At 70.4% G+C, this 22336-nt stretch carries 17 protein-coding genes; 10 read left to right on the plus strand and 7 right to left on the minus strand.

Annotated elements, in window-relative coordinates:
• Positions 1-410 precede the first annotated feature (410 nt).
• From HNR21_RS33130 to HNR21_RS33145, 4 genes are all read left to right on the plus strand, one after another.
• Positions 411-839 carry an enediyne antibiotic chromoprotein gene (locus tag HNR21_RS33130; protein WP_182708216.1) on the plus strand — a complete coding sequence of 143 codons (429 nt, stop codon included), beginning with the start codon at positions 411-413 and terminating at the stop codon, positions 837-839.
• A gap of 288 nt (positions 840-1127) precedes the next feature.
• Positions 1128-2354, plus strand: a complete 1227-nt coding sequence (locus HNR21_RS33135) for an acyl-CoA dehydrogenase family protein (protein ID WP_312881493.1) — start codon at positions 1128-1130, stop codon at positions 2352-2354.
• Between the two features lie 48 nt (positions 2355-2402).
• Positions 2403-3788 (plus strand): condensation domain-containing protein, encoded by a 1386-nt coding sequence (locus HNR21_RS33140; protein ID WP_182708217.1) that lies wholly within the window; start codon positions 2403-2405, stop codon positions 3786-3788.
• A complete protein-coding gene (locus tag HNR21_RS33145; protein ID WP_119728813.1) occupies positions 3785-4678 on the plus strand; it encodes a phytanoyl-CoA dioxygenase family protein in 894 nt (297 codons plus the stop codon). The genes HNR21_RS33140 and HNR21_RS33145 overlap by 4 nt, the downstream gene beginning before the upstream one ends.
• A gap of 69 nt (positions 4679-4747) precedes the next feature.
• Here HNR21_RS33145 and HNR21_RS33150 read toward each other — a convergent pair whose 3' ends face one another.
• The 7 genes from HNR21_RS33150 to HNR21_RS33180 form a co-directional block, all read right to left on the minus strand.
• Positions 4748-6271, minus strand: a complete 1524-nt coding sequence (locus HNR21_RS33150) for a 4-hydroxyphenylacetate 3-hydroxylase family protein (protein WP_246442426.1) — start codon at positions 6269-6271, stop codon at positions 4748-4750.
• A gap of 214 nt (positions 6272-6485) precedes the next feature.
• Entirely contained in the window at positions 6486-7565 is a 1080-nt protein-coding gene (locus HNR21_RS33155) for a DUF2855 family protein (RefSeq protein ID WP_182708219.1), read from the minus strand.
• A 20-nt stretch (positions 7566-7585) separates the two neighbouring features.
• On the minus strand, positions 7586-9004 hold the full coding sequence (locus tag HNR21_RS33160; protein ID WP_220500392.1) for an NAD(P)/FAD-dependent oxidoreductase: 1419 nt from the start codon (positions 9002-9004) through the stop codon (positions 7586-7588).
• A 70-nt stretch (positions 9005-9074) separates the two neighbouring features.
• Complete coding sequence (locus tag HNR21_RS33165; RefSeq protein ID WP_182708220.1) at positions 9075-9827, minus strand: SDR family NAD(P)-dependent oxidoreductase; 753 nt, start codon at positions 9825-9827, stop codon at positions 9075-9077.
• 119 nt (positions 9828-9946) lie between these two features.
• Positions 9947-11551 (minus strand): tyrosine 2,3-aminomutase, encoded by a 1605-nt coding sequence (cmdF, locus tag HNR21_RS33170; protein WP_182708221.1) that lies wholly within the window; start codon positions 11549-11551, stop codon positions 9947-9949.
• A 3-nt stretch (positions 11552-11554) separates the two neighbouring features.
• Positions 11555-14854, minus strand: a complete 3300-nt coding sequence (locus HNR21_RS33175) for a non-ribosomal peptide synthetase (protein ID WP_182708222.1) — start codon at positions 14852-14854, stop codon at positions 11555-11557.
• 41 nt (positions 14855-14895) lie between these two features.
• Positions 14896-15171, minus strand: a complete 276-nt coding sequence (locus HNR21_RS33180; RefSeq protein ID WP_119728807.1) for a phosphopantetheine-binding protein — start codon at positions 15169-15171, stop codon at positions 14896-14898.
• Between the two features lie 381 nt (positions 15172-15552).
• Between HNR21_RS33180 and HNR21_RS33185 the strand changes: the two genes are divergently transcribed.
• From HNR21_RS33185 to HNR21_RS33210, 6 genes are all read left to right on the plus strand, one after another.
• On the plus strand, positions 15553-16797 hold the full coding sequence (locus tag HNR21_RS33185; RefSeq protein WP_182708223.1) for a cytochrome P450 family protein: 1245 nt from the start codon (positions 15553-15555) through the stop codon (positions 16795-16797).
• Between the two features lie 222 nt (positions 16798-17019).
• Positions 17020-17922: an LLM class F420-dependent oxidoreductase gene (locus HNR21_RS33190; protein WP_182708224.1), complete on the plus strand. Its 903-nt coding sequence runs from the start codon at positions 17020-17022 to the stop codon at positions 17920-17922.
• A gap of 35 nt (positions 17923-17957) precedes the next feature.
• The gene (locus HNR21_RS33195) at positions 17958-19139 is read left to right on the plus strand and encodes an acyl-CoA dehydrogenase family protein (RefSeq protein ID WP_182708225.1); all 1182 of its coding nucleotides are present in this window, start codon (positions 17958-17960) and stop codon (positions 19137-19139) included.
• 37 nt (positions 19140-19176) lie between these two features.
• A complete protein-coding gene (locus tag HNR21_RS33200; RefSeq protein ID WP_182708226.1) occupies positions 19177-19602 on the plus strand; it encodes an SgcJ/EcaC family oxidoreductase in 426 nt (141 codons plus the stop codon).
• 403 nt (positions 19603-20005) lie between these two features.
• Positions 20006-20710 (plus strand): DUF2306 domain-containing protein, encoded by a 705-nt coding sequence (locus tag HNR21_RS33205; protein WP_182708227.1) that lies wholly within the window; start codon positions 20006-20008, stop codon positions 20708-20710.
• A 30-nt stretch (positions 20711-20740) separates the two neighbouring features.
• On the plus strand, positions 20741-22288 hold the full coding sequence (locus HNR21_RS33210) for an FAD-dependent oxidoreductase (protein ID WP_119728801.1): 1548 nt from the start codon (positions 20741-20743) through the stop codon (positions 22286-22288).
• The last annotated feature ends 48 nt before the right edge of the window (positions 22289-22336 follow it).

A 22336-nucleotide genomic window follows, 5' to 3' on the forward strand; every position in this document is an offset into this window, starting at 1 on the left:
TGCCGACAGGAGCGTCCAGTCGCCCATCCTTGGCGCGTGCCCGGTCCGGGGCATCTTCCAGATTGTTGACTGCAGTCTTGACGGTCCCGACACAGCCTTGATATGGGCACATCGGCAATGCCCGGCGGCCCGGGTCTGATCCGCCGCCCGCGACCAGCGAGCCGGGTCGGCATCGGCCCATCGCAGCAATATGGGAAAAGACATCCGGGACTTGTGCGCCTAGCGTGTCATCCGATGAACCCCCCTCGCCGACCGGGCTTCGCCCATGCCCGTCCCCCGGAAAGGGCGCGCGACCCTCCCGCCGCACCGGCCACCGCTTCTCCGGAGCAGGTCCAGCTGGTACTCGAACGGCCGATGCGGCCCCATGTCATGGAACCGTTTTCTGTCCCCTGTCCAGAAATGGAGAAATGATGTCTCTCGTCAGGACCCTGTCCAAGGTCGGCGTGACCACCGCTCTGGCGGCCGGCCTGACCGTCGCCTTCCAGCCCGCGGCCTCCGCCGCGCCGGTGGTCACGGTGACGCCTTCGACGAACCTCGAGGACGGCACCACCGTGCAGGTGGCGGCCACCGGCCTGACGCCCAACAAGGTCTTCCACGCCGCGCAGTGCGCGATGCCCGTGACCGGCACGTACGTGTGCGGCGAGAGCAGCCCCTCGTTCACGACGGACGCCAGCGGCTCGGTCCGGTTCACCTTCGTCGTCAGGCGTTCCTTCGACGGTGACGTGGTCGGCGGCGGGCACTACGGCACGGTCGACTGCAAGGCCACCGTCTGCGCCATCGCCATCGGCACCGACCACGACACCGATGGCGCGGGGTCTCCTCCGCTCTCCTTCAGGTGACCCTCGAGCCGCTCCCACTTCAGACGGTGTGCTGACGGGGGGCGCGGATCGCCTGGACGAGGGTGGTGATCCGGCCAGGTGACCAGCGGAGCCGGCGGAGCATCGCACCGCCGGCTCCGCGCCGCCCGACCCCGTGGCGAGCGGGAGCCGATCGCCGCGTACGTGTCGCCGCCGAATCGGTGCGGGCGCCGAAAGGGCACGGCATAGGAAGACGCCGATTCCCGCTCCAGTCAGGCTTGTGATGGCCGAGTCCATCGGCCCCCCGCGTGACGCCGGAGGAGATCACACGTGACCGTTCCCACCAGCGACCCCGTCGCCGGGCCCGCCCAGCCCGACGTCACGTCGGCGCAGGTCATCGCCAAGGCGGAGGCCATCGCTCCCATGCTGGTCGAGCGCCAGGCCGAGACCGAGGAACGCACCCATTACCCGGAGGACGTCCACGAGGAATTCCGGAAGGCGGGCTTTTACCGGATCCTGGTCCCCCGCCGCTACGGCGGTCACGAACTCGGGATCGACACGTTCATGCGAGTGGTGCTGACGCTGACCAGAGCGTGCCCGTCGACGGGATGGATGTACTGCCTGGGACATGCGCACGCGCATGCCGTCGCCACGCTTTTCGAGGAGCGGGCGCAGGACGAGTTGTTCGCCGGGGGCGATTTCATCTGCCCGGCCACCGTCGTGCCCAGCGGGACGGCCGAGCGCGCCGATGGAGGCTGGGTGCTGAACGGCGTCTGGAGCTACTGCTCGGGAGCCCCCTACGCCACGCACTTCATGGGGCACACCCTCGTCCCCTCGCCGAACGGCGAGCCGCCCAGGCCCCTGCTGTTCGTCGCCCCGCGCAGCACGTGGGAGCGGCTCGACGACTGGGGAGCGTCGCTCGGCCTCAAGGGCAGCGGATCGCACAGCATCGCGATCTCCGGCGGATTCGTCCCCGACCGTTTCACCCTCGACGGCCACCTCAGCCGGCTCACCGTCACCGCCGGTACGCCCGGAGTCGAACTGCACGGCAACCCGGAGTACGGCGGCGGCCCCTTCAGCGTCATGATCCTGGAGGACGCGGTCCTCGCGCTGGGCATGGCGCAGGGGGCGCTCGACGCCTACGAGGAGCTGATGTCGGCCAGGACCGCGCCGTTCTCGGAGGGCGCCCCCCGTACCGAGGATCCCGACTACCAGCTCTGGTACGGCGAGGCCGCCGCGATGATCGCGACGGGCGAGGCGGCGTTCTTCAACGTGGTCCAGCAGTGGCGGGACGCCTGCGCCGAAGGCCCCGCGGCCTTCACCCAGGAACGCGAGCTGCGGATGGCCCTGATCTGCCGCGAGGTGGTCGAGCTGTGCTGGCGGGCCGTCGAGGGCCGGCTCTTTCCCACGGCCGGGTCCAGCTCGGTGCGCCGCGGCCAGCGCATCGAACGCGTGTGGCGCGACCTGTCCATGCTGCACAGCCACGCGGGAGTCGCGGTCTTCCTCTCCACCATCGCGAAACGCGAGTACACCAAGGCACGGTTCGGCGTCGGATAACGGAATGTCGCGGAGGCAGCCGAGATGGATGAGGCAGGCGGAACCGGTATGAGCGCACCCGTGCGCACCCGGCCGGCGGATCCGGCCGAGGAGATACCGCTCTCGTTCAGTCAGGAGTTTCTCTGCCTGTTCGACAAGGGCGGCGAGGACGGGCCCTTCGGGGCGCGGTACAACATCGTGTGCGGCTGGCGCGTTCGCGGGAACATCGCCGTCGACGTCCTGCAGCGGGCGCTGGACGCCCTGGTGGTCCGCCACGAGGCGCTCAGGACCAAGGTGATCCGCGACGCCGGGAACCGGCACCAGCGGGTCTTCCCGCCGGCGTCCCCGGAGCTGCGGGTCCGGGAACTGCCGGGCGTCGCCCCGCACGACCGGCAACGCCGGTCGGAGGAGCTGCTCATCGAGCTGGAGACCGCCGCCTACAGCGCCGACGAGCTGCCCCTGATCCGGGCGGTGCTGGGCCGCTTCGACGATGACGACGCGGTGCTCGCCCTCATCGCCCACCACTCGGCGGTCGACGAGTGGTCCATGAAGGTGGCGATCCGCGACCTCGCCGTGCTGTACGCCGCCCTGGCGGGCCACGACCAGACCGCACCGGCCGAGGTGCACCAGTACCGGGAGTACGTCGCCTGGGATCGGGGACGCGCCGGATCACCGGCGATGGAAAGGTCCCGGGCGTACTGGCGCAGCAAGCTGAGCGGCGCCAGGCTCGTCCCCACGCGGACCGACATAGCGCGATCGGCCGGCGCCCCCAAGGCGACCGCGGCACACCGTTTCGTGCTCGGCGCGGACACGACCGCCGCGGCGCTCGCGCTCGCCAGGTCGACGCGAAGCTCCGCGTTCATCGTCATGCTGTCCGCCTACCTGGCGTTCCTCCGGCAGTCGACCGGCGCCACGGACATCACGGTGACCACCTTCACCTCCGGCCGCAACCAGGAGCGGTTCCAGGGCACCATCGGGCCGTTCATCGACCAGCTTCCGCTGCGCACGGACCTCGCCGGATGCCGGACCCTGCTCGACGTGATCGCGCGTGCCCGCAGGACGTGCTTCGAGGCGTACTCGCACGCCCTGCCGTTCGGCCAGATCCTGCAGGAGGTGCCGGAGATAGCCGCCACCTTCGAGGGCGACCGCACCGCCGTGCTGTCGTTCCAGGTGTTCCAGTTCCCGCTCGTCATGGAGCGCGAGGTCGTCGGCGACCTCGAGTACTCCGAGATCCACCGGCGCCTGTCGCAGCCGGTGACCACGGAGATCCCGGACGGCGGGCTGTGGACCCTGGACATCGAGCCGTCCGGGGAGATCGCCGGCAGCCTCTGGTACAACACCAACCTCTTCGTGGCGGACACCGTCAGGGACATGGTGTCGGAGTTCTGCGCGACGCTCGGCGAGCTGCTGGCCGCCCCGGACGCCCCGCTGAGGAAGGAAGGGACACCATCATGACCGACCTGATCCGCTTCACCTCCGAAGCCGATCTCGACGAGGTCGTCGAGGCGTTAGAGCAGGACGGAGCGGTCGTCATCGAGGACTTCGTCGACCGTTCCGTGCTCGAGGGACTGTGGGCCGACCTCGGCCCGGCCCTGGACGCCTGCGCCTACTGCGACAACTGGTACGACGGCCGCCGGACCCGGCGGGTGTCGTCGCTGTTCAACCGCACCAAGCGGCTGACCCCCGTGGTCACGCACCCCCTGTTCCTGGGGTCGGCGCGCGCCATCATGCAAAAGCCCCTGACCATGTGGATCGGCCGGTCCAGGCAGCAGATCACCCCGAACATCCAGATCAGCACCACACAGGTGATCCAGATCCACCACGGGCAGGGCAGGCAGCCGCTGCACCGCGACGACGCGCTGCACCTGCGCCGCCACCCCGGCCCCACCAGCCGGGTCCAGCTCATGCTGGCGATGAGCGAGTTCACCGCGGAGAACGGCGGCACGATGATCATCCCGGGCAGCCATCACTGGGACGACGAGCGCGCCCCCGACGTCAAGGAGGCGATCCCCACCGTCATGGCGCCCGGATCGGGCCTCATCTGGCTCGGCGGCGTCTACCACGGCGGTGGCAAGAACACCACCCAGGAGCCGCGCACCGGCATGACGATCGCACTGGACCTGGGGAACCTCCGGCAGGAGGAGAACCAGTACCTGGCCGTCTCCAGGGAGCAGGTGCTCGCCTACCCCATGGAGGTCCGCCGCCTGCTGGGCTACGACCGCTGCCCGCCGGGCGTCGGCTGGTACGAGCAGCAGGACCCCTACGTCGTCCTCGAGGGCGACGGGCCCGGAGGGGTCGGTCCCAGAGGGGCCGGCGACGCCACCGACCTCGCGGGCGCCGTATAGGGCCTGCCCCATCGCCACCGCCGCTGTCCCGATCGCCTCGACGATCGGGACAGCGGCGGTCGTGTGGGGTCAGCCGTTCAGCGACCCGTCCCTCACCTCGCGCAGCTCCTCGAAGGCGGACAGGTCGGGCACCGTCCAGCCGTCCAGGTCGTACTCGGCCAGGCACTCGTCCACGAACGCCTTGTAGTCGTCGACCTGACCGCTCGCGAGCTGGGCGGACAGCAGCTCGATCCGGGTGTTCTCGTGGTTGCCCGCGTAGTTGCGCTCGTAGAGCTCGTGGCGCCCGCCGAACTCGGTGCCGACGGCGTCCCACAGCAGCTTCATGAGCTTGATGCGCTCGACCGCGTCGGTGCCGTCGGAACCGCGGAGGAACCTGTCCAGGTACGGCCGGATCTCCGGGTTCTTGAAGTCCTCGGCGCTGGAGTTGACATAGATCAGGCCGCTGGCGATGTCCTGGTGGACGATCTCCTTGACCCGGGGGTAGCCGATCTGCATGAACCACCGGTACGCCAGGCCGTAGCGGGGATTGGGCAGCACCGCGCCGTTGTGCCAGGGCACCGGGTTGCGCGCCGCCGCGTCGGAGAACGCCCAGAACAGGTTGCGCCAGGCCAGGACCTCCCCGATGCGGGTCTGCACGCCGCGGAAGTCCTTGGTCCCGGTGATCTCCACCGCCTTGGCCAGCAGGCCGGCGATGAACTCCAGCTTCACCGCCAGGCGGGTGCAGCCGTGGAAGGTGAAGCGCTCGGGAAAGCCCGAGCGGCCGGTGAACAGCTGGACCTTGCCCAGATGGCCGTAGATGAAGACGTTCTCCCAGGGGATGAGCACCTTGTCCAGCACGAAGATGGTGTCGTTCTCGTCCAGCCGCGACGAGAGCGGGTAGTCGAAGGGGCTGCCCATCATCGCCGCCGTGGCGGTGTAGGACGGCCGGCAGATCAGCTTCAGCCCCGGGGCGCCCATCGGCACGGTCGCCACCAGCGCGAACTTCCTGTCCTTGATCGGCAGGCCGTAGTGCGCGATGAAGTTGTAGTGGGTGAGCGCGGAGCCGGTGGCGACGACCTTGGCCCCGCTCACGACCAGGCCGGCGTCGGTCTCCTTCTCCACGTGGACGAAGACGTCACCGACCTCGTCCGGCGGGCGGTTGCGGTCGACCGGCGGATGCACGATCGCGTGGTTCCAGTACAGCACCTTCTCCTGGGACTCCCGGTACCACCGGCGCGCGTTCTCCTGGAACGGCTCGTAGAAGTCGGCGTTCGCGCCGAGCGTGCCGAGGAAGGCCGCCTTGTAGTCGGGGCTGCGTCCCATCCAGCCGTAGCTCATCCGGGCCCAGGCGGCGATGGCCTGCTGATGCTCGACCAGGTCCTCGGCCGAGTAGGGCGTGGTGAAGAACTTGTGGGTGTAGCCGTCGCTGCCCGTGTCGGTGGGCGAGGTGAGCACGGCGCGCTTGTCCGGATCGTGCAGCGCGTCGTACAGCCGCGCCGTCATCCGCACCGGATTGTGGAACGCCGGATGGCTGGTCACGTCCTTCACCCGGTCGCCGTAGAGGTAGACCTCCCGGTCGTCCCGCAGGCTCTCGATGTACTCGGCGCCGGTCATGGGCCGTGTCTTCGGCGCCTCATGCGACTGTGGATCCGACATCGGTTCATTCCTCCCTCATCGCCGCCCTGGAACGGACCGGGCGCCGGTTCCCGCTCGGAGGCCGACCGGCAGGCCGACGCCCGGCGGCCCGGATGGGCGGCCGGGCGCTGATGGTTCGGCCGGACCCGAATGCCCGTCCGGGCGTTGCTCGGTTCCTTGGTCGAATGGCCGGTCAGGGCCGCAGGACGCGGCTCGCGTCGGGCGGCTGCTCCCCGGCGAGCAGGGAGCGGAAGGAGTCGATGATCGCCTCGGGGCCTCGCCCGCCCCGGACGTCGAGCCACGACTGCGTGTACTCGACGAAGCGCCTTTCCGACTTCGCGTAACGGGTGTAGTAACTGTCCGCGCCCTCTTCGGCGATGGTCTCCATCTCGATCGCCGGCGTGAAGAACACCTGCGGCTCGGGGCCGGCCAGCCCCGGCGGCGGGAGGACGGTCGCCGTGGAATGGGTGAAGCCGACGAGCACGGTCTGGCACAGCTCGCTCTTGAAGCGCTCGCAGACCGCGATCCGCCGGGACGGGTCGCCGGTCAGGTCGACGAACACGGTCGGCTCGGCGACCGTGAGCGACGGAAGCGCACCGTAGGGGGCGACCGTGTCGTACAGGTCCAGGCTCTGCACGAACGCGGTGTGGCGGTCGGCGGTGAGGCCGACGGTCTGGAGCGGGATCTGGCGCGCGGCCATCTCCTCGACCAGCCCGATGGCCACCTTGCTCGACGCGCTGGTGATCAGGACCGACCGGGCGCCGAGCGCGGCCTGCCGCTCGAGGAAGTCCGCCAGGTTGAACGCCGCCGGGTAGACCGGATGCAGCAGGGCCCAGCGGTCGTCCAGCGGCTCGGGCTCCCCGACCAGCTCGTAGGTCCGGTACCAGGGATGCAGGAAGTCACGCTGCGCCGTGGTGTCGATGAACCCCCTGGCCATAGGCTCGGCCGCCACCACATGGTGGGTGGACATCGGCATGTAGCCGAAGTACCTGCTCCCCTCGGCGATGTCGGGGTGGCTGGACTCCTCGACCCGCGCGAAACCCCAGATCGGCACCCTTCCGTACCCCTGCGGACCGGGGAAGGCCCGCCAGAAGGCGATCACCGAGTCGTCGCCGAACCGCGCGTAGGTGGCGTTGTTGGCGGTGAGGCCGAACCTCTCCACCGCAAGCCTGACCTCGCCCGGCTTCAGGGGCTCCCGGGACGCCTTCCGGATCTCGCTCACTGTCAGGTCGTCGCGCTTGAACAGCACATCCCATTCGTCGCGAGCACCCATGGTCATCTCCTTGTCTGAGGTCAGGCCGCCGGCTCGGCGCTCTGCTCGGCGGCCTGCCCGGCGGCCGGCCGGACCGGGCGGGTCACGATGTGCGGCGGCCTGCTCTTCGGCCCGCGCAGGGACTGCACCAGGATGCGCAGCAGCATGCCGGGGCGCTGCAGCGTCTCCGGGCGCTCGACCTGGCCGGCGGCCCGCATGTAGGCGGCGGTGACCTTGCCGTCCCGGGTCGCGGCGATCTGCACCCGCTTGAGGAACGCCTGGGCCATCCGCACCGACAGCGTCCGCTTGCCCTCGACGCCGGGGAAGCTCAGGTCGACGACGTTGGTCATCTCCCAGTGCGGATCGAGGACGTCGCGCGCCAGGTCCTTGAAGTACTCCAGCGGCTGCGGGGCCGCGCCGGTGTGCAGATGGCTGCGCATGACGAGCGCCGCTTTCGCGGCCATGGTCATCCCGCCCGCGTAGACGGGGTTGAAGCACGACACCGCGTCCCCGGTGACCAGCAGCCCGTCGGGGAAGCGGGGCATGTCCTCATAGCGGCGGCGCAGCGTCGTGGGGAACCGGAAGGCCACCGGCTCGGTGAGCGGAACGGCGTCCCGCAGCGCGTCGGAGTACTCGGGGATCCCCAGGGAGTCGATCCACGCGTACAGGCCGGCCTGGTCGGTCGGCGGGTGGTCGCCGAGGATCCCGTACGTGGTCATCTCGATGCGGCCGCCGTCGGTCTTGGCGAAGATGCATCCCCGGGGCAGCTTCGGGTGCGCGACCACGTTGATGGACAGGTCGCCGTGGTAGGGGTCGGAGTTCAGCCGGTAGTACTGGGTCACGTACCCCAGCCCGATCTTCTTCCGCTCCTCGGGGACCTGCGGGTAGCCGAGTTCGGCCAGCCAGACCGGGGTGCGCGAGCCCCGTCCGGTCGCGTCGACGACGACGTCGCCGTCCACGACCTCCGCCTCGCCGCTGTCGAGATGCTGGACGCGCACCCCGGTGACCCGGCTGCGGTCCGCGGTGGTCTCCAGGCCGAGGATGTCGGTGCGCTCGACGAAGGTCACGTTGCTCAGCGCCTGCGTCCGCTCGCGGACGTGCAGTTCGAGCTTGGGCCGGCTCGGGCCGATGCACAGCATGTCGGCGTGCTGCTGTTCCAGCTGCCGGCCCTGCATGTACCACCGCACGGTCCCGCCGAGGTCGCCCTTCGGCACCCCGTCGGCCAGCATCTCCTCGGTGATCCCGGGATATAACTCCTCGATGGCCCGCTGGCCCCCGGTCAGCAGGCCGTTGATGTGCCGGCCCTGGGGGCAGCCACGGCGCGGCACGTCCACGCCGATCAGCACATCCCGGTCGATGACCAACACCTCGTCATAGGCGTCGGCGAGCACTCTGGCCGCGAACAGGCCGGCGAGGCTCCCGCCGAGCACCACGGCACGAGTCGGAGTCTCGTGAGACATTCAGTTACCCCCTTAACTAGGGTTTCACCGCACGGACAGCCGACCCCTCGGATCGAACCGTACGTCTGGTCTACAGAGGGATCGATCTGATCAGTCCACCGTCGATGAGAAGTTCCTGGCCGGTGATGTACGACGCCCGCGGGGACAGCAGGAAGAGCACGCCGTCGGCGATGTCGGCGGGCCGCCCGAGACGTCCCAGCGCCACCTGGCTCCGGCACGCCTGCCGGGCGTCCTCGGTGGTGGCGATGCTCTCGAACATCGGTGTGACGATGTAACCCGGGCTCACCGAATTGACCCGGACGCCCCGCTCGGCCAGATCGGCCGCGAGGGTCTGCGCGAGGTTGCGGACCGCCGCCTTGGCCGCCGCGTACACCGACGTGAAGGCCATGCCCCGGTGCGTCAGCCACGACGAGTTCAGCACGATCGAACCGCCGTCGGCGAGCAGCGGCAGCGATTTCTGCACGGTGAAGAAGACACCCTTGAAGTTGATGTCCACGATGTGGTCGAAATCGGCCTCCGTCACGTCCGCGCTGCGCGCGAACGGCGCGACCCCGGCGTTGGCGAACACGCCGTCCAGGCGGCCGAACCGTTCCCGGGTCCGGTCCATGAGGTGGTCGAGGTCACCGGTGCGGGCCACGTCGGCGGGCACGGCCAGGACGCGGTCGCCGGCGCCGAGGTCCTCCGTCGCCGTCTTGAGCCGTTCCTCGCTGCGGCCGGCCAGCACCACCCGGGCCCCGGAGTCCAGCAGGCGCCGGGCGGTCGCCAGGCCCATGCCGCTGCCGCCCCCGGTTATCAATACGACTTTCCCATCGAACTCGGTCATAGCCTCAGCGTGTCCCCAACGTCACCGCACCGCATCTTCCGCAGTGCGAATTCCGGTCGCTCCATCGAACCCTTTTCACCCCGGGCTTTTCCGCCGGACGGAAAGGGCGGGCTCATTTCTCAGTGCAGCTCTATGCCGGCGTGCCGGACGGCGTCCACGAACCGGCCCTCGGCCAGCGCGTCGGCCACCAGCTCGATGTCGTCGGCCATGTACCGGTCGTGCTCCAGCGTGGGCACCAGCGACCGCACCATGTCGTAGGTCGCCCTCCCGGCGGGGCTGAGCCGGTCGTACCTTCCCGACAGGTCCACCGCCTGCGCCGCGGCCAGGAACTCCACCGCGAGGATCCGGTGGTTGTTGGTCAGCACCCGGCGCGCGTTGCGGGCGGAGATCAGCCCCATGCTCACGACGTCCTGGTTGTCGCCGTTGGACGGAACGCTCTGCGTGCTGGCCGGCCCGATGGTCCGGTTCTCCGCGATCAACGCCGTCGCCGGGTACTGCGCGCCCTCGAACCCGCTGTGCAGCCCGGGGTCCTTCGCGATGAGGAACTCGGGGAGGCCGTCGCTGAGATACCGGTTCAGCAGGCGGTTGGTCCGGCGCTCCGAGATCACGCCCAGCTGGGTGAGCGCGATGGTGGTGAAGTCCATCGCGAACGCGACCGGCTGGCCGTGGAAGTTCGCGCCGTGGAAGACCTCCTTGCCGGCGAAGAACAGCGGGTTGTCGTTGGCGGAGTTGAGTTCGATCTCCAGCGTGCCGGCGGCGTGGTACAGCGTGTCGCGCACGGCGCCGACCACCTGCGGGATGGCGCGCAGCGAGTACGCCTTCTGCATGTAGACCTCGGTGCGCGACACGCCGTTGCCGGAGTGCTGCTCCTGGGCCTGGCGGCGGAGTTCGGCGTGGTCCAGCGTGAGGCCGCTGCCCCGCAGCAGCTCCCGCATGTTCGCGGCGGTGTCCATCTGGCCCCGGTGCGGCCGGGCGATGTCGTGTCCCTCGGCCTGGAACGGGCTGGTCGAGGCCCGCATGACCTCCAGGACCAGGGCCGTGACGATCTCGGCCTGGCGCACCTGCTGGAGGGCGCGGCCCACGACGAGGGACCCCAGGCCGGTCATCCCGGACGTGCCGTTGATCAGCGAAAGCCCTTCCTTGAACCGCAGCTCCAGCGGCTCGATGCCGTGTTCGCGGAGGACTTCGCCGGTCGGGACCCGCTTGCCGTGCCGCAGGACGTACCCCTCGCCGATGACCGTGCTCGCGACGTGCGCCAGTGGCGCCAGATCGCCGCTGGCCCCGAGCGAGCCCATCTCCGGGATGGCCGGAGTGATCCCCAGGTTCAGGTACAGCGCCAGGCGTTCCAGCAGCTCCGGCCGGACCGCGGAGTATCCCTTGGCGAGGGCGTTCAGCCGCGCCGCGACCATCGCCCTGGCCTCGTCCTCGGCGAACAGCGGGCCGACCCCGGCGCTGTGGCTGCGGACCAGGTTGGTCTGCAGCTCGACCTCCTTGGACTGGTCCACCATCATGTAGATCATCTCGCCGTAGCCGGTGGTCACCCCGTAGACGGGGATGCCCTGCCGGACGGTGTCCTCGAACATCTTCCGGCTGATCGCGGCCCTGGCCAGAGCCGACGGGAGCACACCGCACGGCGCCCGGTCCTCGGCGATCCGCCGGACACCTGCGATGTCGAGGTTCTCGCCGTCCAGGTCCACCCGGACCTGGGTCTCCGCTAGCGTCATCTTTCATCCAATCGTGGTCGTGGCGGCGCCTGCACCGGCCGATCTCAATGCGACGAGCCTGGCGAGATCGGCCAACGAGGAATTGTCGAAGTAGTCCCGGAGCGAGAGCTCGACTCCGAACCGCTCGCGTATCCGATCGAGTAATCGGAGCACCAGCAGGGAGTGCCCTCCGGCCTCAAAGAAGGTGTCGTCCGCGCGGAATCCGTTCCGTTCCGGCCGATCGGGTTCCCGCAACACGGACGGGGACGACGGGCGTTCCGCGCCGGGCTCGCCGGCCAGCAGGTCCGACCAGATCTCGGCCATCCCCTTCTCCACCGCCGTCTCCGGCGGTCTGGCCGAGGGGGCGGCGGACCGCCCGGCCGGGAGCCTGCCGCGGTCCACCTTGCCGCCGATGTTGCGCGGCAGATCGGTCATCTCCCGGAACGAGACGGGGGGCATCGCCTTTCCGAATCGCCGGCGCAGGGCGGCCCGCCACACCGCCGGGTCGCCCGTCGCGCCCTCCGGGGAGGACCGGGGCACGACGTACGCCACCAAACGGGCCACCAGCCCGTCCGGGCGGGTGATCGGGACCACGGCGCATTCGGCCACCGACGGGTGCGCGGCCAACGCCGACTCGATCTCGGTGAGCTCCATCCGGGTGCCGTAGAACTTGATCTGGAAGTCCCTTCGCCCCCGGAATTCGAGAAGGCCGTCCCACCTCCTGCGCCCGAGGTCCCCGGTCCGGTAGCAGTCGCCCTCGATCCCGAGTTCCCTCGGGCCGCGGAGGGGGGCGAACGCCGCGTCGTCCGCGGCCCGGCCGCCCACATAGCCGTGGCTGATGTAGGGGCTCCGGATGACGATGTTCCCGACGACACCGGCGGGACAGGGCCGGTCCCGCTCGTCCAGCAGCAGGACCTGACGCCCGGGAATGGACGTGCCGATCGGGGTCGTCCCGTGCACGGTGCCGGTGACCTCGTACCAGGTCGCCAATATCGCCTCGGTGGGGCCGTACAGGTTGACCAATCGCACGGAGGGCAGCGCGGCCCGCAGGCCGTTGGCCAGGTCGCCCGGCAGCGCCTCGCCGGCCAGCAGCAGGTGGTCGAGCGCGGGCAGCGGCCGGCCCGCCCCTTCCCGGGTGTTGATCACCTCGAGGAGTTCCCGGGCGAAGCTGGGGACCGTCTGGAAAAGGGTGACGCGCTCGGCCTCGAGCCACTGCACCGTCTTCTCGGGATGGGCTCTGATCCGCTCCGGCACCGGACACAGCGTGGCGCCCGCCACCAGCGCCGCGAAGATCTCGACCAGGCCGGCGTCGTACCCGGACGCCGCCCACTGCGCCACCCGGGAACCGGGTCCGATGCCGAACTCCCCCGCCAGCCAGGTGACGAACTGGGCGAAACTGGCATGGGACTGGGCGATCCCCTTGGGCCTGCCGGTCGAGCCGGAGGTGTAGGCGATGTACGCCCGGTCGCCCGGGGCGGTGCGCACCGGCGTCCTGGGGGCGCCACGGACGTGGTCGAGGGTCGCGACGTCGAGCACCCGGCCGCCCAGTTCCCGGCGGTACCACTCGCACAGGTCATCGCCGGGCGTCTCCCCGTCGACCACCAGGCACGCGGGCCGGAGGCCGGAGAGCACCGCCCTGCCCCGCTCCCCGGCGTCACCCGAGCCGAGACAGACCATGTGGGCCCCGGCGTCGAGGATCCCGAGCAGCGCCGCGACCTGGCGGGGGCCGGCCGGCATCCGCACCGCGACCGCCGCGCCCTCGACCCCGCCGAGGCCGCCCAGCGCGTCGCTGACCCGCGCGGCCCGTTCCTGGAGTTCGCGGTAGGTGATGGTGTCGCCGTCCCACGCCACCGCGTCCGCCGTCGGCCGCTCTTTCGCTCGCATGTGGACGAGTTCGTGGACCGGCGGCTCGCCGGGCGGGGCGGCGGTGATCCGATCGGCGTCGCGCACCGCCGCGCGAAGCCGCCCGGGCCCGTCCAGGGGCAGGGCGTCCACCGCGGTGTCGGGTTCGGCGAGCGCGGCGGCCAGCAGGGTGCGCTGCTGGTCGAGGATCCGCCGCACCGACGCCTCGTCGAAGAGGGCGCGGCGGTACTCCAGGAAGCCCGCGACCGAGGGCCGGATCCGGTCCACCTTCAGCGTGAGGTCGGTCCGTGCCCGGCCGTCGTCGATCCGCTCCGGCCGGACGTCCGCACCGGGCACCCTCAGCTCGGCCTCGGGCGTCTCCTGGAACGCGTACATCACGTCCGACAGCGGAAGCCGGCGCGGGTCCCGATCGACGTCCAGCGCGGACACCAGGTGCTGGAACGGAAGCTCCCGATGGGCGAGCGCGTTCCCGGTGAACCGCGCCACCCGGCCCAGCAGTTCCCGGAAGGTGGGCCGCCCGGAGAAGTCGGCGCAGACAACGATGAGGTTCTCGAACGGGCCGATGAGGTTTTCGAAGCCGGATTGCGGGCGCACCGGAACCGCGGCGCCCACCGCCACGCGTTCCTCGCCGCCGTAGCGGAAGAGCAGGGCCTGGAGACCGGCGAGGAGCGCCACGAAAGGTGTCGTCCGTTCCGTCTCGCACAGCCGGAGAAGAAGGCGCCCCATTTCGTCGCCCCAGTCGAACCGCACGATGCCACCGGCGGACGAGGGCTCCGCAGGACGGGGGCGATCCACCGGCAGCGTCAGCGCGGGCGGGAGCGGCGTCAAGGCCGACGTCCACCAGTCCAGCATTTTCCGGAATCCCGGACCGGACGCCTGACCGCGCTGCCACCGGGCGTAGTCCGAATACTGGGCCGGAAGGTCGGGCAACGCGCGGTGCGCCCTTGTGCCGTGCAGTTCCGCCGCGTAACACGCGGACAGCTCGTTCACCAATATCGACATCGACGCCTCGTCGGCGATCGCCCGATGCAGGAGCAATACGACGACGTGCTCCCGGTCCCCGATCCGGGCGACCGAAAGCCGGGCGAGCGGCCCTTCGGCGAGCCGCATCGGAATGGCGGCCTGGCGCGCGACCCACCGCGACACGGCCGCCTCCGGGTCGGCGGCGGGCAGCGGACCGAAGTCGGTGAACGAAGGCGGGGCGTCGTGTCCGGCCGCGATGCGCTGCATCGGCAGCCCGCCCCGCTCGACCAGCGTGGTCCGAAGGGCGTCGTGCCGGCGCACCACCGCCTGCCATGCGGCGCGCAGCGCCCCGCCGTCGAGGTCGCCGACCACCCGATACGCCCGGCACACCCGGTGGCCGGGTGAACCGGGATCGAGTCCGCTCAGGAACCACAGTCCGTCCTGGGCGGCGGACGTCTCTGCCCAGCCGACGCCGCGCGCGAGAGAGGACCCAGTCATTCCCCGCTCCTCCGCCTCTCCCTTTTCCGCATGACGCCGCGCTAGAGCGACGAGGACGTCTTCGCCTTGGCCACCACGGTCCGGGAGAACTCCCGTAAGTTGGGGTCCTCCTCGAAGATGTCACCGACATCGACGAGGATGCCGAGCTCCTCCTCGATCCACGAAACGATGCGAACCGCCGAGATCGACTCCCCGTTCAGCTCGAAGAAAGTGGCGTCCTGCATCCCCGCCGGCACCTTGAGGACGCGGTTCCAGATCTCCTCGACCTTTCCCTCGATCTCCGAGAGTCGCGGATCGCTGTGGGGGGTGTTGTTCATCTCACGTCCTTCTTTGTCAAACCGACTCCGGACCCTTCGAGCACGGTGAACGGCCCGATCGTGATGTGACGGAGCGCCCGCGGTCGGCGGATGCCCCTTCGGCGATGAGCGAGTGCTCTCGCCCGGCCCGCGGTGCGGACCGGAAACGAAAGGGCGCACCTGCGGAATCGTTACATCGCGCCGCCGCCCGGTCTTCTCTCTGAATGCGGACCGGCCCGTCCGGCGATCGTCCGCCCGGCAATGCTCCGCATTCTGCGAGGTGCGCCCCGGATCGGCCCCCGAGAAACTGGCGCTGGCCGGCATGTGAGCAGCCCTTCCGCCCCGGCACCGTGCCGGACGGCACCGGCCGAGGTTTCGTTCGCCGCCGATAAGGAGTCACCCATGCACGACCGATGCCCTGTCCTGGACCCCAGCGGCCGGGACATCCACGCCGAGGCCGACCGCCTGCGCGCGCAGGCCCCGGCGGTCAAGGTGGAGCTGCCGGGCGGCGTGCACGCCTGGTCGGTCAACAGCTACGAGGTCATCAAGCAGCTGCTGCTGGACCGCAACGTCACCAAGAACGCCCGCAACCACTGGCCGAAGTTCATCAACGGGGAGATCCCGCCCGACTGGGAGATGATCAGCTGGGTGGCGATGGACAACATGGTGACCGCCTACGGCAAGCATCTGGTCCGGCTGCGCCGGCTGATCTCCAAGGCGTTCACCGCGCACCGGACCGAGATGATCCGGCCCCGCGTGGAGAAGCTCGTCGACCAGTTACTGGACGGGCTGGCCGCCGAGCCGGACGAGGTGGTCGACCTGCGGGAGAAGTTCTGCTATCCGCTGCCGGCCCTGCTGATCGCCGACCTCATCGGGATGACCGAGGAGCAGCGGGTGCAGACCGCCAAGGCCATGGACCTGATGGTGGACACCACGGTCAGCCCGGAGCAGGCGCAGGCCATCCTCAACGGCTGGCGCACCGCCATGGACGAGCTCATCGCCTCCAAGCGGCGCAACCCCGGCGAGGACATCGCCAGCGACCTGATCGCCGCGCGCGACGACGAGAACGGCGGCCAGCTGACCGACACCGAGCTCACCGACACGATCTTCGCGATCCTGGGCGCCGGCTCGGAGACCACCATCAACTTCCTGGACAACGCGGTCACCGCGCTCGTCACCCACCCCGACCAGCTGGAGCTCGTGCTGTCCGGGCAGGTCGGCTGGGACGAGGTGATCGACGAGGTGCTGCGCGTGCAGTGCCCGCTGGCCAGCCTGCCGCTGCGGTACGCCGTGACCGACATCGAGCTGGACGGCGTCACCATCCCGCAGGGCGACCCGATCCTGATCAACTACGCCGCCGCGGGCCGCGACCCGGCGCTGCACGGCGACAGCGCCGGCGAGTTCGACATCACCCGGGAGAACAAGGAGCACATCTCCTTCGGCCACGGCCCGCACTACTGCCTCGGCGCGGGGATCGCCCGGCTCGTCGCCACCATCGGCCTGTCCAGGCTGTTCGACAGGTTCCCGCAGCTGCGCCTGGCGGTGCCGGAGGAGGAGCTGCAGCCGCTGCCCACGTTCATCATGAACGGCCACCGCGCCCTGCCGGTCCGGTTGACCGCCGCCCCCGCGGACGCGACCGCCGCCTGAGGCGGACGAGCCGACGAGGCGGACGCGGCGGATCCTCACCGGCGGCGAAAGGGCGGCGCCGCGTGCCGGGTCGTTTTTTCACCCCGGCACGCGGCGCCGCGGTCCCGGCATTCCCGCCGGAAATCGAATTGATCGACGCAATCTCAAGGATGTGGCCCACCGCGGGCGAATGCGACTCTCGACCCGGGCGGCACACGTTTTTCGTCTGCAGGGAGGTGTGACGTGCACGTCGGGCTGGCATTGGGAGCATTCGCCTGGAACGGCGGACCGGCCGCAATGGGCGAGACGGTGGCGCGGATCGGCCGTACCGCCGACGACGCCGGTTTCTCGCTGATCGGCGTCGGCGACCATCTCTGGCAGGGGCCGCACGCCGGCGGTCCGCAGGCACCGCAACTGGAGTGCTTCACCACGCTCGCGACGATCGCCGCGCACACGCGCCGGTGCCGGGTCGCGTCGTTCGTGGCCGGTGTCCATTTCCGTCCGCCGGCCCTGCTGGCCAAGACGGTGACGACGCTCGACGTCCTGTCCGGCGGCCGGGCCACGCTCGGCCTGGGCGTCGGCTGGTACGAGGACGAGGCGACCGGCTCCGGCATCCCGTTCCCCCCGGTGGCCGACCGGTTCGAGATGCTCGAGGAGACGCTGCAGATCCTGCGCGGCTACTGGCACGGTGAACACGGGGACGAGCGCCCCTTCCAGGGGCGGCACTACCGGGTGGACCGGCCGCTGAACCTGCCGCAGAGCCTGACCCGGCCGCATCCGCCGATCATGCTCGGCGGGGGCGGGGCCAAAACGCTGCGCCTGGTCGCGCGGTACGCCGACGCCTGCAACCTCTACCCCGGCCCGGACCTGCCCGACAAGCTCGGTCTGCTGCGCCGGCTCTGCGCGGACGCCGGGCGCGACTACGACGCGATCGAGAAGACCTGCGCCCTGCCCGTGGACGTCGGTGCCGACGGCGCCGGAACCGAGGAACTGATCACGCAGCTGCGCCGGCTCGCGGACGAAGGCGTGCACACGGTGATCGGCATCCTGCTGGCCCCGGGCGACCCGCTCCGGCAGGTGGAGATCATCGGGGAGAAGGTCCTCCCCGCGGTCGCCGACGCCGGGCCGGCGCCGATCGACTCCTAGGAATTCCCGTTTCCCGTTCCGTCCAGGAGGATGCTGTGTCCAAAATCGGAACCCCATCGCGCGAGCAGCTGGTCCGCAAGTCGGCCGAACTGGTGCCGTTGCTGCAGAAGCACGCCTCCTGGGCGGAGGAGAACCGGCGGCTGCACGACGAGGTGATCGAGGGGCTCGCCGACGCCGGGGTGTTCAAGCTGCGCCGGCCCAAGCGGTACGGCGGCTACGAGGCCGACACCCGCACCCTGGTCGAGGTCGCCGCCGAGCTGGGGCGGGGCGACGGCTCGGCCGCGTGGGTGGCCTCGGTGTACTGGATCCCCGGCTGGATGGCGTGCCTGTTCCCCGACGAGGTGCAGGACGAGGTGTTCGACACCCCGGACGTGCGGGTGTGCGGCACGCTGAGCCCGTCCGCGATGGCCGCCCCCGCCGACGGCGGGATCGTGGTGAACGGCAAGTGGCGGTTCATCAGCGGGGCGCACCACAGCCACTGGCAGGAGATCATCGCGATCCTGGTGCCGCCCGAGGGCGAACCGTACCCGGTGATGGCCCTGGTCCCGATGTCGGACCTGCTGATCGTCGACGACTGGCACACCAGCGGCCTGCGCGGCACCGGCAGCGTCAGCACGGTCGCCAAGGACCTGTTCGTCCCGCAGCAGCGGGTGCTGCCCCTGGGCGCCGTGCTGCAGGGCGAACCGGCGTCCCAGCGCAGCGCCGAGTCCAAGATCTACCGGCTTCCGCTGCTCCCGGTGGCCGCGGCGTCCTCGGTCGGCACGGTGCTCGGGCTCGGCCGCGCGGCCAGGGACGCGTTCCTGCACCGGCTGGGCGACCGCAAGATCACCTACACCGACTACGAGAGCCAGCGCACGGCTCCGCTGACCCACCTGCAGGTCGCCGACGCGACGCTGAAGCTGGACGCGGCCGAGTTCCACGCGCAGCGCCTGGCCGCACAGGTGGACACCAAGGGCAACGAGGGCGCGCAGTGGAAGGTCGAGGAGCGCGTCCGGGCGCGCGCCGACATGGGCGCGGTGGTCCGGCTGGTGCGCGAGGCGGTGGACATCCTCGCCACCGCGAGCGGAGGCTCCTCGATCTACACCGACGTGCCGATCCAGCGGATCGCGCGCGACGTCCAGGCGCTCTGCCTGCACGCGCTGATGCACCCGAACACCAACACCGAGCTGTACGGGCGCGTGCTGTGCGGCCTGGAGCCCAACACCCAGTACATCTGACCCCCCTCCGGCAGAACGAAGAGAAAGGCCAGGGCGCATGACCTCGACCACTCCCCCGGCGACCGAGCCCTCCGACGCCGACAAGGCCGGCATCGCCGCGCTCACCCAGAAGGTGATCGCCGCCTGGGCGTACCACGACGCCGACGGCTTCGCCGACCTCTTCACCGAGGACGGCACCATGATCCTGGCCGGCGTCTACAGGAACGGCCGGGAGGCGATCCGCGAGTTCCTCCGCGAGGCCTACCAGGGCCGCTACAAGGGCACCCAGGTGACCGGCAAGCCGCTCGGCATCCGGATGCTCGACTCCGACGCCGCCATCCTGCTCACCCAGGGCGGGGTGCTGGAGGCCGGGGAGAGCGAGGTGTCCCCGGCCGCCGCCATCCGGGCCTCCTGGGTCGTGGTGCGGCGCGACGGGCAGTGGCGGCTGGCCGCGTACCAGAACACCCCCGTGAACGCGAGCTGAACCCCGTCGGCCCCGCGGCCGGAAGGAGAACACGGCACCCTACGGCCCCGGGATCCCTTCCTCCCGGGGCCGTAGGCTTTGCCGCCGAAATCGGTCCGGTCCGAATAACGATAGGGATCCGAGAACACCTCGGATTCCGCGCCGACCGGCGATTCCGCGCATTTTCGAAGAACGATTCCACTTCGGCCGGTGTCACGATGGGTCGACGCTTTCGTCGCCCGAGAGGACGCGCACAGTGCGCGATGACCACCGCGGACCGCTCAGGCTCCGAAATCGCGGCGACTCGGCCGCCATCGCCATCGCCGAGGCCCGTCCGGCCGTGCTCATCGGATGCCGGGCCGCCGGACATGGCCGAGGCACCCAGCCCCTGACCGCATGACGTGGTCGAGCAGGAGGTCAAACCATGACATACGACATCGAGAAGGCCCCCGCCGGGGATGTGCGGACCGGGGGGCACGGCCGGGCCGCGGCGGAGCGGACTGCACCGGTGTGGTGGCGCCGCCCCTGGATCATCCCGCTCTTCCTGGTCGCCCTCGCCTGGTGGATCTACACCGTCCTGCCGTTCCGGGACCTGAACGAGTCGACCGCCCCGATCCCGCCGCACGACGGCTACCCGCTGTACTACCCGAGCCTGCTCGGGCACATGGGGTTCGGCACCATCGCGGTGTTCACCGTCGTGATCCAGGTGTGGCCCTGGGTGCGGCGCAACCACCCGAAGGTGCACCGGGTCACCGGGCGGATCTATGTCGTGTCCGCGCTGATCTCCGGGCTGCTCGGGCTGTCCATCGTCCCGTTCGCGCCGCCGGTCGGCCAGATCGGGGTGTCCATGGCCACCATCACCTGGCTGGTGGTGGTCACGGTGGGCTTCATCCGGGCGCGGCAGCACCGGTACGCGGTGCACCGCCGGTACATGCTCTATGCCTTCGCGATCACGATGAACAACGTGTGGGGCACGCTCATCGTGTCGGTGGGGCTCCGGCTGCCGGACCCCATCGACGTGAACTACCTGCTGGAAGCGGCGCGGTGGATCGGCTGGGTGGTCAACCTCATGCTCGTGCAGGCGTGGCTCTACCACACGGACAAGCGGCCGGAGTACATGCCGCGGTGAGCGCAGCACATCGAGATTGGAGGTAACACCGTGACCGAGACCGATACCCGACCCTCCGGCTCACCGGTGGCGAGCACGCCGTCGTACGGGGGCGGCGTCATCACCGCCGACGATCCGCGCTTCGACAGCGTGCTGCGCGGTTACAACCAGCGGTTCGTGGCCGACGTGGACTACGTGTGCGTGCCGGCCAGTACCCAGGAGGTCGTCGACGCGGTCGGCAGGGCGGTGGCGGAGGGCAAGCGGGTCACCGTCCGCAGCGGCGGCCATGGCTTCGAGGGCTCCGCCTCCACCGACGGCGGCGTCCTGATCGACCTGTCCGAGATGAACGAGGTGTCCTTCGACCATGAGCGCCGCGCGTTCGCGCTGCAGCCCGGAGCGACGATCGGGGACGTCTACCGCCGGCTGTACAAGGGCTGGGGGGTCACCCTCCCGGCCGGTGAGGGCACGGAGGTCGGCATCGGCGGGCACCTGGCCGGCGGCGGCTTCGGCCCGTTGACCCGCCGGCTCGGCGCCATCGTCGACTACCTGTGCGCGGTCGAGGTCGTCGTCGTGGACGCCGCCGGGCGGGCGAGGGCGATCGTGGCCACCGACGACCCCGGCGACCCGCACCACGACCTGTGGTGGGCGCACACCGGCGGCGGTGGCGGCAACTTCGGCGTGGTGACCCGCTATTGGGTGCGCACCCCCGGAGTCACCTCCACCGACCCCCGCGAGCTGCTCCCCCGGGCCCCGATCAGGTGGCGCAACGGCATCGTCGCCTGGTCCTGGGACACGATGACCGAGGACGCCTTCGTCCGGCTGCTGCGCGACTTCGGCGGGTGGTTCGAGCGCAACAGCGAGCCCGGCTGCGCCGGCGCGAACCTCACCGGCTACTTCGCCGCCACCCACCGGTCCGGCGGCATGATCGTCGTGGGGTCGATGATCGACGACGGCATTCCCGGCGCCGAGCGGATGATGAACGGGTTCTTCGACGAGGTGTCCCGGAACGTGGGCATCGAGCCGGTCACCCGCAGCACCGACGACGTCGTGTCCTGGCTGTACTTCTTCACCTTCCCCAACCGCGGCGAGCCCGGCGACATCGCGACCCGCCGCTTCAAGCTGAAGTCGGCCTATCTGCGCAGGGCCTACACCGAGCGGCAGATCGCCACGGCGTACCGCCACCTGGACACCGACGGCGAGAAGTCCCTGAACCTGATCCTCATCGGATACGGCGGGCAGGTGAACGCCGTGGCGCCCGACGCCACCGCGATCGCGCAGCGCGACTCCATCCTCAAGGCGGCCTACCTCTCGGCGTGGTCCGACGAGCGGGAGGACGACGCCCGCATCGCCGACCTGCGCGCGCTCTATCACGACGTCTACGCCGAGACCGGCGGCGTGCCGGTGCCCAACGAGTACAACGACGGCGCCTACATCAACTATCCGGACCGCGACCTGGCCGACCCGGAGTGGAACACCTCCGGGGTCCCCTGGTCCACGCTCTACTACAAGCACAACTATCCGCGGCTGCAGCAGGTCAAGAAGCGCTACGACCCCCGGAACGAGTTCCGCCACGCACTGTCGATCGAACTCCCCGACTGACCGTGTTCTGGCGCACCACCCGGCGGCCGCCCGCCGCCGGGTGGTGCG

Origin of the sequence: Thermomonospora cellulosilytica (assembly GCF_014138835.1) — a bacterium.
Classification (GTDB): Bacteria; Actinomycetota; Actinomycetes; order Streptosporangiales; family Streptosporangiaceae; genus Thermomonospora; species Thermomonospora amylolytica.

Excerpts from the sequence above, each read along its gene's own strand:
- HNR21_RS33130 (WP_182708216.1), top strand. The coding sequence starts at position 411 with ATGTCTCTCGTCAGGACCCTGTCCAAGGTCGGCGTGACCACCGCTCTG.
- HNR21_RS33140 (WP_182708217.1), top strand. The coding sequence starts at position 2,403 with ATGAGCGCACCCGTGCGCACCCGGCCGGCGGATCCGGCCGAGGAGATA.
- HNR21_RS33145 (WP_119728813.1), top strand. The coding sequence starts at position 3,785 with ATGACCGACCTGATCCGCTTCACCTCCGAAGCCGATCTCGACGAGGTC.
- HNR21_RS33150 (WP_246442426.1), bottom strand. The coding sequence starts at position 6,271 with ATGACCGGCGCCGAGTACATCGAGAGCCTGCGGGACGACCGGGAGGTC.
- HNR21_RS33155 (WP_182708219.1), bottom strand. The coding sequence starts at position 7,565 with ATGGGTGCTCGCGACGAATGGGATGTGCTGTTCAAGCGCGACGACCTG.
- HNR21_RS33160 (WP_220500392.1), bottom strand. The coding sequence starts at position 9,004 with ATGTCTCACGAGACTCCGACTCGTGCCGTGGTGCTCGGCGGGAGCCTC.
- HNR21_RS33165 (WP_182708220.1), bottom strand. The coding sequence starts at position 9,827 with ATGACCGAGTTCGATGGGAAAGTCGTATTGATAACCGGGGGCGGCAGC.
- cmdF (WP_182708221.1), bottom strand. The coding sequence starts at position 11,551 with ATGACGCTAGCGGAGACCCAGGTCCGGGTGGACCTGGACGGCGAGAAC.
- HNR21_RS33175 (WP_182708222.1), bottom strand. The coding sequence starts at position 14,854 with ATGACTGGGTCCTCTCTCGCGCGCGGCGTCGGCTGGGCAGAGACGTCC.
- HNR21_RS33180 (WP_119728807.1), bottom strand. The coding sequence starts at position 15,171 with ATGAACAACACCCCCCACAGCGATCCGCGACTCTCGGAGATCGAGGGA.
- HNR21_RS33185 (WP_182708223.1), top strand. The coding sequence starts at position 15,553 with ATGCACGACCGATGCCCTGTCCTGGACCCCAGCGGCCGGGACATCCAC.
- HNR21_RS33200 (WP_182708226.1), top strand. The coding sequence starts at position 19,177 with ATGACCTCGACCACTCCCCCGGCGACCGAGCCCTCCGACGCCGACAAG.
- HNR21_RS33205 (WP_182708227.1), top strand. The coding sequence starts at position 20,006 with ATGACATACGACATCGAGAAGGCCCCCGCCGGGGATGTGCGGACCGGG.